This window comes from Flavobacterium fontis (assembly GCF_900129405.1).
GTDB classification, from domain to species: Bacteria; Bacteroidota; Bacteroidia; order Flavobacteriales; family Flavobacteriaceae; genus Flavobacterium; species Flavobacterium fontis.
Window position 1 is genome coordinate 158672 of record NZ_FQVQ01000003.1, and the last position, 15669, is coordinate 174340.

The 15669-nt window shown below is 42.5% G+C and carries 7 protein-coding genes; 1 reads left to right on the forward strand and 6 read right to left on the reverse strand.

The features are described from left to right. Positions 1-130 precede the first annotated feature (130 nt). From BUC17_RS04195 to BUC17_RS04205, 3 genes are all read right to left on the reverse strand, one after another. Positions 131-718 (reverse strand): transposase, encoded by a 588-nt coding sequence (locus BUC17_RS04195; protein ID WP_073361920.1) that lies wholly within the window; start codon positions 716-718, stop codon positions 131-133. 90 nt (positions 719-808) lie between these two features. Beyond that, positions 809-6481: an MG2 domain-containing protein gene (locus BUC17_RS04200; RefSeq protein WP_073361922.1), complete on the reverse strand. Its 5673-nt coding sequence runs from the start codon at positions 6479-6481 to the stop codon at positions 809-811. Between the two features lie 82 nt (positions 6482-6563). Then, on the reverse strand, positions 6564-7004 hold the full coding sequence (locus BUC17_RS04205; protein ID WP_073361924.1) for a nucleoside deaminase: 441 nt from the start codon (positions 7002-7004) through the stop codon (positions 6564-6566). A 38-nt stretch (positions 7005-7042) separates the two neighbouring features. Between BUC17_RS04205 and BUC17_RS04210 the strand changes: the two genes are divergently transcribed. After that, positions 7043-8824: a 1-deoxy-D-xylulose-5-phosphate synthase gene (locus BUC17_RS04210; protein ID WP_073361926.1), complete on the forward strand. Its 1782-nt coding sequence runs from the start codon at positions 7043-7045 to the stop codon at positions 8822-8824. Positions 8825-8975: 151 nt separating this feature from the next. On the opposite strand, the gene BUC17_RS04215 is transcribed toward BUC17_RS04210, so the two are convergent. From BUC17_RS04215 to BUC17_RS04225, 3 genes are all read right to left on the reverse strand, one after another. Beyond that, entirely contained in the window at positions 8976-11660 is a 2685-nt protein-coding gene (locus BUC17_RS04215; RefSeq protein ID WP_073361928.1) for a T9SS-dependent M36 family metallopeptidase, read from the reverse strand. An 85-nt stretch (positions 11661-11745) separates the two neighbouring features. Then, complete coding sequence (locus BUC17_RS04220) at positions 11746-13077, reverse strand: deoxyguanosinetriphosphate triphosphohydrolase (RefSeq protein ID WP_073361930.1); 1332 nt, start codon at positions 13075-13077, stop codon at positions 11746-11748. A 142-nt stretch (positions 13078-13219) separates the two neighbouring features. Next, positions 13220-15646: a ribonucleoside-diphosphate reductase subunit alpha gene (locus tag BUC17_RS04225; RefSeq protein WP_073361932.1), complete on the reverse strand. Its 2427-nt coding sequence runs from the start codon at positions 15644-15646 to the stop codon at positions 13220-13222. Positions 15647-15669: the final 23 nt, after the last annotated feature.

The following is a 15669-nucleotide window of genomic DNA, read 5'->3' on the forward strand; positions in this document are numbered from 1 at the left end:
TACGCGGGTTTTCACTGCTTTAAAAAACAATGAAAGCTTAGAGAGTAGAAAGTGGATGAATATGTAAAGCTGTTTTTGCAATGATTTGGTGATTAAGACCTAACAGGTTTTTAAAACCTGTTAGGATTGTTTATTGTTCAAGAAATAGAATATCCTTTAAAAGTTCAAAATTTATTTTTTTTAAATCATGTTCGTGTTTAAAATGGTCAATCCCACCAAATAAAGCAATTATATATTGTCGAGTCAACATTGTTGGCTGTAGGCAAAGATAGGCTTTATAGGAGGAGTGGTTGTAAGAGGCAAAATCCGAACAAACCTTGTGGAATTCTGGATTTAAATGTACAAAAGCAACAGCTTGAACTAAGGTTTCATTTGAATTGATTCGATTTCTCTTCAGATGTTCTTGGAATAAACTTCCAGTTCTTCCATAGGCTTTGTTTATTGCTTTCGCATAGCTGTTAAAAAAGTTGGAAAAAGGCAAGTGCAGTCTTTCCTCCGATACATTTTTTAACTCCTCTTGTTCTTTTATTTTTAAAACAATATGAAAATGATTTTTCATCAAACAATAGGCATAAATTTCAGCAATTGGATGAAGATACTTCTTCATAAGATTTAAAAAATAGAGATAATTTCGCTCTTCAAGGAATAAATTTTCTCCATTGTTCCCTCGGTTGTAAACATGGTAATATCCACCATATTCAAATAGTTCTCGTTTCATTTTGGCATATATTATAGACCTAACAGGTTTTAAAACCTGTTAGGTCTGGTTAAACTAGGCTAATAAATTTATTCTACTTATCACAATAGGCTACTCATTCACCACTTCCACCCATTGTCCCTTAGTTCGGGCAATGAATTCATGGTCGTACATCGCTTCACATTGTAATCCAGGTAAATAGTATTTCCCCAAATATGAAGCGTTCAATAATAATTTAAAAGTTCGGGTTTCTCCGCCTTTTAAACCAAAATAATAGTTAGCACGGTCATCGCGAATATCCATATAATCCACCGTATTCTCGGTGGCATTGCCGTATTCCGTGTATCGGGTATTTACAATTTCAAATCCAGACGGAATGATTTGTGTCAACGCAATGTTTTCTACATAATCATTCTTCAAATTCGTTAGTGTCACTACCGCAATAAACTCGGTACCTTGGGTGATTTTACTCACATCAATTTTGTTGCCTTTACGATCTTTGAATACCAACGAAGCTTTCACGTTGTTTTCCATTGGTTTTTCTTTTCCAACCGGTAGAATGCCACTGTTGTAAACCCGAACGAACAATGTGTTCTTCAAATTGTTTTTCAAAGTCACATTATTTGAACCGTTTTGGACCACTAAGGTGCGTTGCGAAAGCGATTTAGCCGAATTGATTGTCTCCGATTTCCCTTTTTGAATCACATTCACATTCATCCCTTTTCCACCATTGGATTGCGCAAATTTCGACATAGCATACAAACAGTAGGCTGACGTTTGCGTACTCATCCATTCGTCAGAAGCCATGTTTTTGGCCAATTTTGTTGCCAATTGGAACGCTTGTGTTTTTTGTCCCAATAAAATTAACGTTTCCAACGCCATGGCACGATTGCGTTCCCGCGAACCGTAGTAATAGTCGTAATAGTTCTCGTCCGTATATTCCACATCGATTTTAGCTCGGGAAAGTAATGCCATACCTGCATTATTTTGTTTCAATAAAGCAAAAGTAGCCGCTAAACGTAACTTAGCTTCATTGGAGATATCACGGGTTTCTCGTAATCGGTTCATCGACGCCAAATCAGGATTCCCCGCCAAAGCCAAAGTATATAAACGATACGCTTGTGCCATATCATTATGACTTTCAAAACGCCACTGTTTGGCAGCCCGTTGTTGGTAAGCAATCCATTTTGCTTTAAACGTTGGCGGCAAAGCGTACCCTTTTTTCTCGGCTTCAAGCATAAAATGCCCCGCATAACTGCTTCCCCAATCGTCGGCGTAATTACTGCCGGGCCAATAACTCATTCCTCCACTTGCAGTTTGGAATTTTGATAACCGTTGGATTCCAGCAGCGACGTTGCGTTGAATTCGATTTTTGCGACCCGAGTCCAAATCCATGATATCCATCAAATACAATTGTGGGAATACCGATGAGGTAGTTTGCTCCACACAACCGTGTGGGTACTGAATCAGATAATCCATTCTGCGACCAAAATCAACAGTAGGCATGGACGAAATTTCGACCACCGCTTTATTACTTCCCGCAATTCCGAAGGTTTTCCAGTTGACGGATTTACTCGAATTCGGATTCAAAACCACATCGGTGTAAGAAGTAGTTACCGGATTCGGATTAAAAATATCGACTTCAATTTCGTAAACGGAGCGTTCTTTGCCCGAAGTAGCGATTACTTGTACTTTTCCAACACCCGTGACATTGGCAATTTTTAAATTAAAAAAGGCCATTTTTTCATCCGGACGCGCAAAAGTTACCGATTGTGTCGCTTTTCCTGCAATCACAATGCCGCCAGTGGTTTTTACTTGTACGTTTACATTTTTCACCTGATTTTCCATAGCGAATAGCGTTACCGGTAAGGTTACTTGTTCCGAGGGTGTTACTTTTCTTGGGAACGAAGCCAAGACCATCAACGGACTGCGAACGGGCGTCGTTTTTTCCACACTTCCATAGGCATTACTATCAGCATTAGCCGCAACCACCATGGTGCGCACTGAACCGATATATTTCGGCAATTTGATTTGGTGTGTTTTTTCGGCGCCTTTTTCTAATTTAAACGGACCTAAGAATACGACCACAGGTTTGAATCGATTGGCTTTTTTTGATTTGCCACCGCCTGCATCAGCGTCTCCACCAATACTGAAAACCTGATTTACACGTCCACCATAGGCGCCAATCACATCATTGTAAATATCCCAAGTGCGTACACCCAAAGCCTCGCGTTTGTAAAAATCATCCCAAGCATTGGGCGTTTGGAAACGCGTAAGATCCAACAAACCTTCATCGACTATCGCAATGGTATAGGTCATGGCTTTGCCTTGCTGTTCGCTGACTTTAATGTTAACCGTTTGCTCGGGTTTTAAAACTTCAGGCATCACCAATTTGGGTTGTAAAACCGTCGATTTATCCGTCACCCCAATCGGAACCACACCATACATACGTATCGGTGCGTCGTTTTTCGTAGAGGCATGCGGTTGTAATAAGGTGACATTGATGTACACATTCGGCGCCATATCGGCGGTAATCGGTAGATCAATTGTGGTTTCGCCCGATTTTGTTTTGGCCCATAATGTTTTTAAAACTTTGGAACCATTTTCTATCGATATCAAAGCGCGACCACCCTCACTAGAAGGTAAAAATACTTTTGCTGTTTCACCTACGGCGTATTCTTTTTTATCGGTATTAAAACGTAAAACAGTAGCACCATCGCCATCAACATTGCGGGAACGCGACGACCAATAGGGATAATCTAAAAATACAGTCGTACCAGAAGCATGGCCACTGGTTGGATCGATAACACGAACTAAATAGCGCCCCCAATCATCACCTGGTACGGAAAATACAACTTGACCACGGCCTGAAGCATCGGTATTAATGCGGAATAACTTATACGAAGTGGTCACATTTGCCGTATTGTAATTGGATAAATCTTCGTTGGAAGCATCCCACCACCAACGGGATTCCAAACGGTAGACGCGAACTTCCAAGTTTTTCACCGCTACGGGATTTCCGTTTTCATTTACCGAAATGATTTCGTAACGGTTGTTTTTATCGGTTTCGATTAAACCGTATTTATTTGGATCGGGTGCTTTTATCCCAACATAGGTTTTGTAGGGAGAATAATTTACAGCTGCAACATCAGTACTTACATCCCCGCCTTGTTCGTAAACTTTGGTGATGAAAGCCGCGCGAAGCATGCCCGGAGCTTGCCCTTGAATGGTTGGGTTAATCGGAATCGAAACTTGCCCATTTTCGTTGACTTTTCCTGAGAAAATATTGATTTCTTCGGTCGAAAAATTACGAGAAGGATCGTCAAAAATATAGTTTGAATACCCTTTGAAAGTGGTCACTTGTTGCGAGAATTTGGCTTGTACTTCGGTTTTCAAATTTTTTGCTACCGCACCGTGTAACCAAGTCACTTGAACGGTATTGGTGTTTTTCTCACCCGCAGAAAGCATTTTGCCATTAAAACTATTTTTAATTTTTAAACGATTAGGCTTAATGGTTTCAATTTTAATGCTTTTGTAAAAATGAGCACCACCCACACTAATGCGCGCTTCCCAATTCCCCGTAGGCGCATCGGCTTCTGTAGGAATCGTGAAAGCATAATGATTCAACTCGTTTTTGGTTTGAACTGTTTGATATACCGTTTTGCCTTTGGGATCATTAAACCGCAATTTAATCGGATGGTTTTCAGGAAGTTTATTGTTGTTGTCATTTAAAATAAAGGACAAATACACATTGTCTCCGGGACGCCAAACGCCGCGTTCCCCGTAAATGTAGCCTTTCAAGCCTTTTTGCAAACTTTCCCCTGAAACATCAAAATTACTAACCGACAATGAAAGTTCGTCATCTAGCTTTACATACGTGCTTTGATCGCCTTTGGAAACTACTGCGAAGTAGGCCATTTTTGTCAATTCGAAAGTCGCCATACCGTCGCCATCGGTCGTAGTTTCGGCTAATTTTTGTTGTTGGTAGTTGAATAATTCTACTTTCGCCCCCGATTCAGGGTCGGTTGTCACAATATTACTCACCGCAACCGTCACCGATTTATTATTGCCGCGTTTTACGATTACACCTAGGTCTGTTGCTAGAATATTTGTCCCGCGTTTGGTGTTGTAATAGTAATAGTTAGAACACGGATCTTGACTGGATTGCCAATCGTAATCCTCTTCATAATAGTAGTAATAGCCACCACCGCCACTGTAATTCACATCGTCTTCATTTTCTTCTTCCTCATCTTCATTGGAAGATTCATCAGAAGTACCGTCACATTTGTACAAAGCATATTTTTTTCGGAACGAAAACTCAACGCGGTAAATCGCCCCAGGTTCGGGTTCGATTATCTTGGAAATATCCAAGGTATAAGTATTCCATTTGTTGTAATTATAGAGATTGTTTTGCTTGAGTTGTAAGGTGGTTTTGGCGATGGGCTGACTCACACGGCGCAAGTTTTGCGTGCCATTGAGTTCATTATCTTGCAAAAACTGAAGAATATTGTTCTTGTAAATTTTATAGATTTTTACATCCACGGCATTCAAACTGGCCGCTTCAAAATTTACTTTTAAATTATTCGAACTAGGAAGAATACTCCCGCTTTTCACCAATTTTACTCCCGGTTTAATCGGATCAAAAATGAGCGTTTCAGTGTAATTTTCTTTGAGTTTAAAACCGTCAATGCTTTCAATTCCGGCAAACACTTCTACCAATTTATTGGCCGAAATCATTTTGGGTTCTTCCTCTTCTTCATAATCGGAAACTTCGTCGGAAGTATTAATAACAGTAGCTGTTGAGTCTACTGCCATCTCCACGGTATCCACCGCCACTTCTTCTGTGGCCGCCACTTCGTTTTGTGCTGTTTTTTGGGTGTTGGTTGTGGGCCCGACATTGTCGAAATAAACTTTGAGTACATTGCCCATCGTACTAAATTTCAAGTTGTCGGTGTTTTGTATGTTGACCAAGCCGGCAAAGTTTTGGTCTTTTTTCAACGGATCCGAGAAATTGATAAGTATCGACTGGTTGTTTTCATCCCCCGAGGTAATATGCACCAATTTGAATTGGTTTTTCCCCGGAATTTTAATTTCCACCAAACCTTCTTGGTCTTCGACATCGGCTTCGTCACCGTCCCATTTTAAGGTGATCGTGCTTTCATCGTCAAAGCGTTGAATGCTGTCAATAAGGAACTTAAATTCGGTAGGCGAACTCATTTCCTTGTCGATTTTTACTTTTAAATCATTACCATTTTGGGTAGCCGAAAGAAATTTTTGTGCCAATGCAATATCCATTTCATCTGCGGTGCGAATCGTTCCGTATTGGTAATAATAGTTCTTGTTGTATGACTGTAAATCCTGGGTTTGAACGATAAAATCTTGCTTAATGGTTTTGAATGAAAAATTAAAAGCCTGGAGTTTTTCATCTGTTACAGTGGTCAGTTTTTCCAAATTCAAGGTTACTTGGTACAAGGTGTTTTGTTCCAAGGGTTCCTCAGGAATAAAAGCAATCGTGTTGGATGATAACATTTTCACTTTCCCTTCCACACTGGGTGAAATGGAAAATAAATCATCATCCAATTCTTGCTCGGGATTCCAATCCTTTTTTTGGAAAGCAAGTTGCACCCGAATGTCGGATTTTGCAGGAATAAAACCAGAGGTAAAACCAGCAATGTACGCTTTAAATAGCGTAGGGTCAGAGTCAAAATCGGCAGCCGATTTTTTGGAACAAGCGGCTAGGGTCACAAGGACCATTAGCACAGACAGAAACTTAAAAGTTTTCATAAAATGGGTGAATGAAGATACGTTTATTTATGGGTGGGTGGGTTGCGAGATGGCGAAGAACGGGTTCGGTAGCGCAAATAGGTTAGCGTCTTTTTTTAAAAAAATCTTTCATCAATTGGGCACATTGGTCGGCCATCACCCCCGAAACGACTTCGGTTTTGGGATGTAACTGGGTTCCCAAGGTCATAAACCCCCGTTGTTCATCGCGGGCACCGAATACAATTTTGGAAATCTGACTCCAATACAATGCACCAGCACACATTTGACAAGGCTCCAACGTGACATACAACGTACAGCCTTTGAGGTATTTTCCCCCAATAAAATTGGCGGCTGCGGTGATGGCTTGCATTTCGGCATGTGCCGTTACGTCGTGGAGCATTTCAGTGAGATTATGACTTCGGGCAATGACCCGATTATCTACTACAATAATCGCGCCAACCGGAATTTCACCTTTTTCAAAAGCATTTTCAGCCTCAACTAAGGCTTTTTTCATAAAGTATTCGTCGGTGAAAATGGGTTCCATAAAAACAAAAATAGGAATTCAATTTGTACCTTTGACTCATGAGCCAACATTTACTCGCACAAATTCAATCTCCGTCCGATTTACGGCAACTCGATATCGCGCAATTGGAGCAAGTTGCTCAGGAAATGCGGGAAAAAATTATCGGTGTCGTCGCTGTAAAAGAGGGGCATTTGGGAGCGAGTTTGGGCGTTGTTGAATTGACCATTGCCTTGCATTATGTTTTCAACACACCGGATGATTTGTTGGTATGGGATGTTGGGCACCAAGCCTACGGGCATAAAATTTTGACGGGGCGCCGGGATCAATTTGAAACCAATCGGCAAAAAGGCGGAATTTCGGGTTTCCCAAAACGTTCCGAAAGTGTTTATGATACCTTTGGTGTTGGGCATTCGTCCACATCGATTTCTGCGGCTTTGGGAATGGCAATTGCTTCCCAACTGAAAGGTGAACAACGGTCGCATATTGCAGTGATTGGCGATGCCTCGATTGCCAGCGGCATGGCGTTTGAAGGATTGAATCATGCAGGTGTTACTGAGGCTGATATTTTGGTGATTTTAAATGATAATGCAATCGGAATTGACCCGAGTGTAGGGGCGCTGAAAACCTATTTGACGGCTGTGAAAGAAGGGAAAAATCCGAAGCAAAACAACATGATCAAGTCGTTGAACTTTGCGTATTCGGGTCCGGTTGACGGTCATGATCTCCCCACTTTAATCAAAGAATTGCAACGATTGCAAAAGGTGAAAGGCCCCAAGTTTTTACACGTCATCACCACCAAAGGCAAAGGCTTATTGCAAGCCGAACAAGATCAAGTCAAGTACCATGCACCGGGGAAATTTGATGCAGCGACAGGCGAACTCATTACCAAAGAAGAATCCCATTTGCCTACCAAATTTCAAGATGTTTTCGGTTATACCTTAGTAGAATTAGCACAGCAAAATCCAAAAATTATCGGAATTACCCCAGCCATGCCGTCGGGGAGTTCGATGAAATACATGATGGAAGCCTTTCCCGAACGCGCTTTTGATGTGGGTATTGCTGAGCAGCATGCAGTGACCTTAGCTGCGGGTATGGCAACTCAAGGAATGGTGGTGTTTTGCAACATTTATTCGACCTTTTTACAAAGAGCCTACGACCAAGTAATTCATGATGTTGCTTTGCAGAAATTACCCGTGATTTTCTGTTTGGATCGTGCGGGTTTAGTAGGCGAGGACGGCGCTACGCATCATGGTGTTTTTGATTTGGCCTATTTGCGCTGTATACCCAATATGGAAATTGTTGCACCTCTAGATGAAGTAGAGTTGCGCCAACTGTTGTATACCGCTTCTTTAGGATTGGAGAATCCGATTGCGATTCGGTATCCACGCGGTCGTGGCGTAGGTTTGGAATGGAAAAAACCCTTTCAAAAAATAGACTATAAAAAAGGAAAGGTACTGCATCAAGGTTCGGATATTGCGATAATTTCAACGGGTTTTATTGGCAATAATGCGCTTGCCGCTTTAGCTGATTTTGATTTAAAAGAAAAGGTGAGTTTGTATCATTTTGGATGTGTAAAACCACTAGACGAAGTGCTTTTGCATGCCCTTTGTAAGCAGCATCGGATTGTAATCACTTTAGAAGACGCTACGATTGAAGGTGGATTGGGCAGTGCTGTCGCAGAATTTGTTACGACGCATGATTATCAACTTCATGTATACCGCTTGGGTATTCCAGATGCGTTTGTTGAGCACGGAACTATCGCACAGTTGCAGGAACTATGTGGTATATCCCCAATGGCGATTCAGCAGTTTTTAAGGACGCTTTTAGAGCAATTTGCGTGAATTCTAGCCCGGACCTGCCTGCCGGTAGGCAAGTTGAAGCGGCAGCTCCCGATGCAAGAGGGACTATAGCGGAAAGCCGGACGGTTCATGATTGATAATCTAAATAGGACGCTCCAAAAAAAAACGAACCCTTTTGAGGTCCGTTTTCGATTTAGTTTTTGATGATTTTTTCGGTGATTTGTATGCTATCTCCTGTGGCTTGAAGCAGGTACATTCCCGTTTGTAAGTTCCCAATTGGAATTCGGTTAATATTTCCGTTGTTCCATTGGGCTTGGTACACGACACGGCCATGGATATCAATCAAACGAATCTCCAACGCACGACTATAGTTGGGGAGCTCCACAAAGACCTCATTAGTCGCTGGGTTGGGATAAACCCGGTAGGTGAGGCTGTTTTCAAATATAGAAGTTCCCAATGCGGTACAGTTGGGCCCTGGCGCCGGTTGCGTAAAGTCTTCTACCTGATCGGCGGAATCGTTTCGGTTGCCCGAACTGGCATTAATGCCGAGACCTCTTCGAGCAAAAACCTCCCAAATCATACAATAATCTGCACCGCCCGTGGTAGCTTGATCGGCAGCGATTAAAGCATCGCGTGCTTCCGTAAACGAGGGATTACAAGGCTGCAATTTCAATCCGTCCAGCACCAAGCGCATCACACGGTTGTTTCCTCCCGTCCCTGTATATTTATTGTTGTCATAGCCATATTTGGTGACATAAGCCCAAGTTAAATCCCAAAGCATGGCACACCAAACTTCACCGATATTGTGCGGAGAAATGGTAGTATTCCCGTCGGCATCGGTAATAAAGTTATCGTTTACGGTGGCAAATGTGCTTGGGTTAATAGTCATATCCGTAGTATACGGAAAACGGCGTATCCCTCGACCTGTGGTAGGCTGACTTACCGCAAAAGTTCCAATTCCTTTAGGGGTTGTTCCTACATCGCCAGGCTTCATTTGCAACATCAAGGCAAACCAATCCGACCAGCCTTCGCCCATCTGCTCTTCATTAGTTAGGCAGTTGCTTAAACTGGGTCCTCCTGTCAAACGGTTGGAAATTCCATGGCCATATTCATGGGAAATAATACCATTATCAAAATCGCCATCGGTACTCACGAAAGGGGCTCCGTTGAGTTGTAAGCGAACATTTACCGTACTTCCAAATGTATTTCCGATCAGATTTTCTCCGTCGTCAAAACTCATACATATCGCTGGGATGGTAATGGTAGCATCGGCACCACTCATGCTCACAAATTCGGGTTCGGATACATTATTCACGATAATCACTGCTACAGCGCCTCGTGTTTGTGCATTTTTGACTTTAACGGTGAAGTTGCAATTTCCACGACGAATAATGACGATTTTTCCATTCATCGCCGCTCCATTGGAAGGTGCTACACACGCTTCATTTAACCCTCCTGTCCCATCTTGATACAATACCAAATCCGATTGAATAAAGTTGGGCGCTTGGGGTAAACTCACAAAGCCAGGGTTGAAAACATTTTGTACAGCACGATAATTTCCAGCTACACTAGCAGGACTGTTAACGGTGACCGGAAAAATAGGAGGCGCTACATTCCAAACATACATTTGCATGCGTGGTCGGGTTCCATCGGCTGGAGTAGAAAAGTTAGCGTTGTTAAATGTGGGTGTGGTCGAACGCGAACCGTCTTGCGCATCAGCCCATACAAAATCGGAACCGGATCCACCCCGACCGAAATTGTTTTGTTGGAAATTACCATTCTGCTCATTAAAACCGTATTGGTACCAAATATCGTGTAAGCAATTGTTCATGTAAAACAAATTGGTTACCGCTGCATTAATGTAGGTATTGGGTTGCACACTTACTCCGCCATAAGGGAAGTCAAAGGTGAGACTACTTCCACCATCGGGGGCATATCCATTGGCCGTGGTATTGGTCGAATGGGCTGTGGGATTCGTATTGGTGAAGTCGGCACGGGCCCAAACATTATTGCCGCGGGTGTAGGTGTACTTTAATGTTGGATTATTATCCGAAAGATTGTTGGTGTCATGCCATCCTTTGGGAGAAGCCAATGCATTGGCGGGACTGCTGATAAGTTGAAAGGGACTGTGGTTTGGACTTTCAAACTCAAACGGGATGACGCGATAATTTCCGCTTTGCACTTGTAATGGACTTACCGCTTTTTGAACAGATTTTTCAAAAGAAAAAATTGGAGAAGCCGATTGCGCAGGGCTGTGCGGATGGTCAAATTGACATCGTACAGTTAAATCGTTTTTTTGGACAATCAAACCTGAGGCCGCATCTGCATAAAGGCTCCATAAATGTTCTTGGTTGGGACTGTAAAATTCGAAATGCCATACTTTTTGCAAGCGGTCGTTGACAGTAAGGTAGCCTAAAGTAGCTTGGATAGGGTCTTCTTCAGCATCGCCGTTTGTGAGCGTTACCTTTGTTGCATTTTCTTGTTTCAACACTGTAGGCGAAAGGTTATAGCCTAACGCTTGTGTTGCTTTTTGAAAAATTGCCGCTGCCGGTTGTGCATTTGTCTTTCGATCGGCTTTTTGTAAAATTCCCGTAATGAATCGATCGCCAACTTGAAGCACAGCGCCATTTTTAACCCAAACGGTAGTTACAGATTCGAAAAGAGGCAGACCGTCGAGGGTTTGTCGGATAAAATAATTGGTGATTCCTGTTGATTCAGAAGAAGTTTGACTCACTACTTCCCAGTGGGCAATGTCAGTTTCAGCCCATTTTTGGGCGATTTGTTGCTTTTGTAATGCCGCTTGAATAGCTTGTTTCGGAATCTCTTGCGCCCAAATACTGCTGCAAAGGAACAGTAATCCCAGGTAAATTTTTTTCATAGCTGTGGGTTAATCTTTTCAAAATTAGCGTAATCTTTTCAAAAAAACAACCACAGCCCTTTGAGGGTCAGAAAATTAAGAAATGTTAGCCAAGCATGTCGTGGTACAATACGGCATTTCCATCGGTTAAAAGCGAGATAAAATGGCAAATGTGCATCAATCGATCATACAAACTACTTTTTTCCAAGCGGTGTTTTTCGGGGAGTACTTTTAACAAAAGTGCATCGTAATTGGATGTTTTTCCTTCGTATTGATGGTTGTAAGCCGTGATAAATTTGTCCAATAAACTATTGATTATTTGGTAGCCTTTCAATTCTTTTTCGATGACCTCCCGACTTTGGTAAATATTTTTGACGCTCAATTTGATAATGTCATCCATTTGTGCTTTGTACTTGCTTTTGTCGGTTAAGGCATGATGAAATTCGCCTTTCAAAATAGCTTCTTCATTCTCTAAAAAAACTTTTACCGCATCATTGATGAGGTTTCCAATGGCTAAGGCACGCAGGTAACTGATGCGATCCTCTTTGGTGGTTAAAGCATTGTATTTGTTGCGGTCAATGGTATCTTTAACCAAATTTATGAGGTATTCCAATGCGAAATCTTCAGCGACCAAGCCTAAGTTAATTCCGTCTTCAAAGTCAATGATGGTATAGCAAATGTCGTCGGCGGCTTCGACCAAAAAAGCGAGGGGATGACGTAAATAGCGTAAATCTTCGCCCGAGTTAATTTGGAGTAAGCCCAATTCTTCCGCCACTTCTTGAAAAAAAGCTTTATCAGTTTGAAAAAAACCGAATTTTTTGTCGGAGATATAAGCGGTAGGTTTTTTGGGCAAACTTTCTTTGGGATACTTCATAAAAGCGCCCAAGGTGGCATATGACAAACGCAATCCTCCTTCAATGCCTGGACGTGTTCCCGTAAGTACCGAGAAACCATTGGCATTGCCTTCAAAATCAACCAAATCTTGCCATTCTTTGGGGCTCAATTGTTCTTTAAATTGTTGGCCGTTGCCACGCGAAAAATATTCTCCAATCGCTTTTTCCCCCGAATGGCCAAACGGCGGATTTCCAATGTCATGGGCCAAAGCTGCCGCTGCCACGATAGCTCCAAAATCATTGGGTTGGTACCCGTGTATGGTGGCGAGGTAAGGATACTTTTCGATGATTTTTTTACCGACCAAACGACCCAACGAACGTCCTACCACCGAAACTTCCAAACTGTGGGTGAGGCGCGTATGTACGAAATCGGTTTTGGAAAGTGGAATTACTTGAGTTTTATCTTGTAAACTGCGAAAAGGCGCCGAGAAAATAATGCGATCGTAATCGACTTCAAATCCCAAACGGGTATCGTCTTGCTCGATGCGTAAGCGTTTGCCCGTGTCACCTTGACGTTTCAAGGAGAGTAATTGTTCCCAAGTCATCATATAGTAAAGAATTTTCAGTAAACACAAATGTAAATAAATTCATTGTGGGGAATTATGGAATGATACAATAAAAAACAGCCACCATTACTGACAGCTGTTATCCTAATTTATAATTTAAAATTCCTAATTTCTAATAAAACTAAGACCCACACATTTCACAGTCCTCAGGACCTGCGTTGCGGGCGCGTTCGACCATCAATCGGAATTCTTCGGCGCTCATTTCACCCGATTCTGGGGCGATAACTTCTACCGCTTGGGGTTCGGGTTGTTGCAAGGTAACCGTAGGTTCTTCTTTTTTCTCATTGCTCAAAGTGAACTTGATGGCGTCTACCGCCGATTTAGTACGTAGGTAGTACATCCCCGTTTTTAGGCCGCTTTTCCACGCATAGAAGTGCATAGAGGTCAGTTTGGCAAAGGTTGCATCTTGCATAAACAAGTTCAACGATTGCGATTGGTCAATGAAATACCCGCGTTGACGTGACATGTCGATAATATCTTTCATCGACATTTCCCAAACCGTTTTGTACAAGTCTTTCAACTCTTGCGGAATGATGTCGATATTTTGAATTGAACCGTTGTGGCGCATGATTTCTTGTTTCAAGTTTTCATTCCACAACCCGTGTTTTACCAAGTCTTCCAACAAATGTTTGTTGACTACGATAAACTCGCCCGACAATACGCGGCGGGTATAAATATTGGACGTATAAGGTTCAAAAGCTTCGTTGTTTCCAAGGATTTGCGACGTAGAAGCGGTAGGCATTGGCGCCAACAATAAGGAGTTGCGCACCCCGTGTTCCATCACTTCTTTACGCAGCGAAGCCCAGTCCCAACGACCGGATAAGTCGCTGTCTTTCAATCCCCAAAGATTGTATTGGAATTCTCCTTGCGAAATCGGCGACCCTTGGAACGTAGAGTACGGTCCTTCTTCTTTGGCCAATTCCATTGAAGCGGTAACGGCAGCAAAGTAAATCGTTTCAAAGATTTCTTGATTCAATTGTTTGGCTTCATCGCTGGTAAAGGGCAAACGCATCATGATAAACGCATCGGCCAATCCTTGTACACCCAATCCTACGGGACGGTGGCGCAAATTGGAGTTCTCGGCTTCGGGAACGGGGTAATAGTTGCGGTCGATAACTTTATTCAAGTTGCGGGTCACGCGTTTGGTTACGTTGTACAACAATTCGTGGTTGAATTTGCCGTCTTCGACAAACATCGGTAAGGAAATCGAAGCCAAGTTACACACTGCGATTTCATCTTCCGAGGTGTATTCCAAGATCTCCGTACACAAGTTGGACGAACGAATCGTACCCAAGTTTTTCTGGTTCGATTTACGGTTAGCCGCATCTTTGTACAGCATATAAGGCGTGCCTGTTTCGATTTGTGATTCTAAGATTTTCTCCCACAATTCACGGGCACGGATCGTTTTACGTCCTTTACCAGCCAATTCGTAAGAGGTATATAATTCTTCAAATTTTTCACCATAGGTATCATACAAACCAGGACACTCGTTCGGACACATTAAGGTCCATTCGCCGTCGTTTTCTACGCGTTGCATGAACAAATCGGAAATCCACATGGCAAAGAACAAGTCGCGGGCACGCATTTCTTCTTTACCGGTATTCTTTTTCAAATCCAAGAATTCGAAAATATCGGCATGCCAAGGTTCGATATAAATCGCGAAACTTCCTTTGCGTTTTCCACCCCCTTGGTCAACATAACGTGCGGTGTCGTTGAAAACGCGCAACATCGGTACAATACCATTCGAGGTTCCGTTTGTCCCACGGATGTACGATCCTGTTGCGCGCACGTTGTGAATAGACAGCCCGATACCTCCGGCCGATTGTGAAATTTTGGCCGTTTGTTTTAAGGTGTCGTAAATACCATCGATGCTATCGTCTTTCATGGTCAACAAGAAACACGACGACATTTGTGGTTTGGGCGTACCCGCGTTGAAAAGGGTAGGCGTGGCGTGGGTAAAGAATTTTTTGGACATCAAATCGTAGGTTTCAATTACCGACTGCAGGTCGTTTAAGTGAATCCCTACCGCCACACGCATCAACATGTGTTGCGGACGTTCTACGATTTTGCCATTTATTTTGAGAAGATAGGAACGCTCTAAGGTTTTAAAACCAAAATAGTCGTAATTGAAATCGCGGTTGTAGATTACATGAGAATCCAAAAACTCGGCGTTTTCCATAATGACTTGATGTACTTCTTCAGAGAGTAAAGGCGCCTCTTGATTGGTTCTTGGGTTCACATAGTGAAACATATCGTTCATGGTTTCGGAGAACGATTTTTTCGTGTTCTTGTGCAAGTTAGAAATCGCAATTCGGGCGGCCAACAACGCATAATCCGGATGGGTTACGGTCATGGCAGCAGCGGTTTCGGCGGCAAGGTTGTCCAGCTCAGAAGTGGTCACACCATCATATAAGCCTTCAATTACACGCATGGCGACTTTTACAGCATCGACCATTTCGTTTAGGCCGTAACATAATTTTTTGATACGGTCGGTAATTTTGTCAAACATAACGGGCTCTCTGTGGCCGTCTCTTTTTACTACGTACATATTTGTTTGGTTTTAGGTTATGA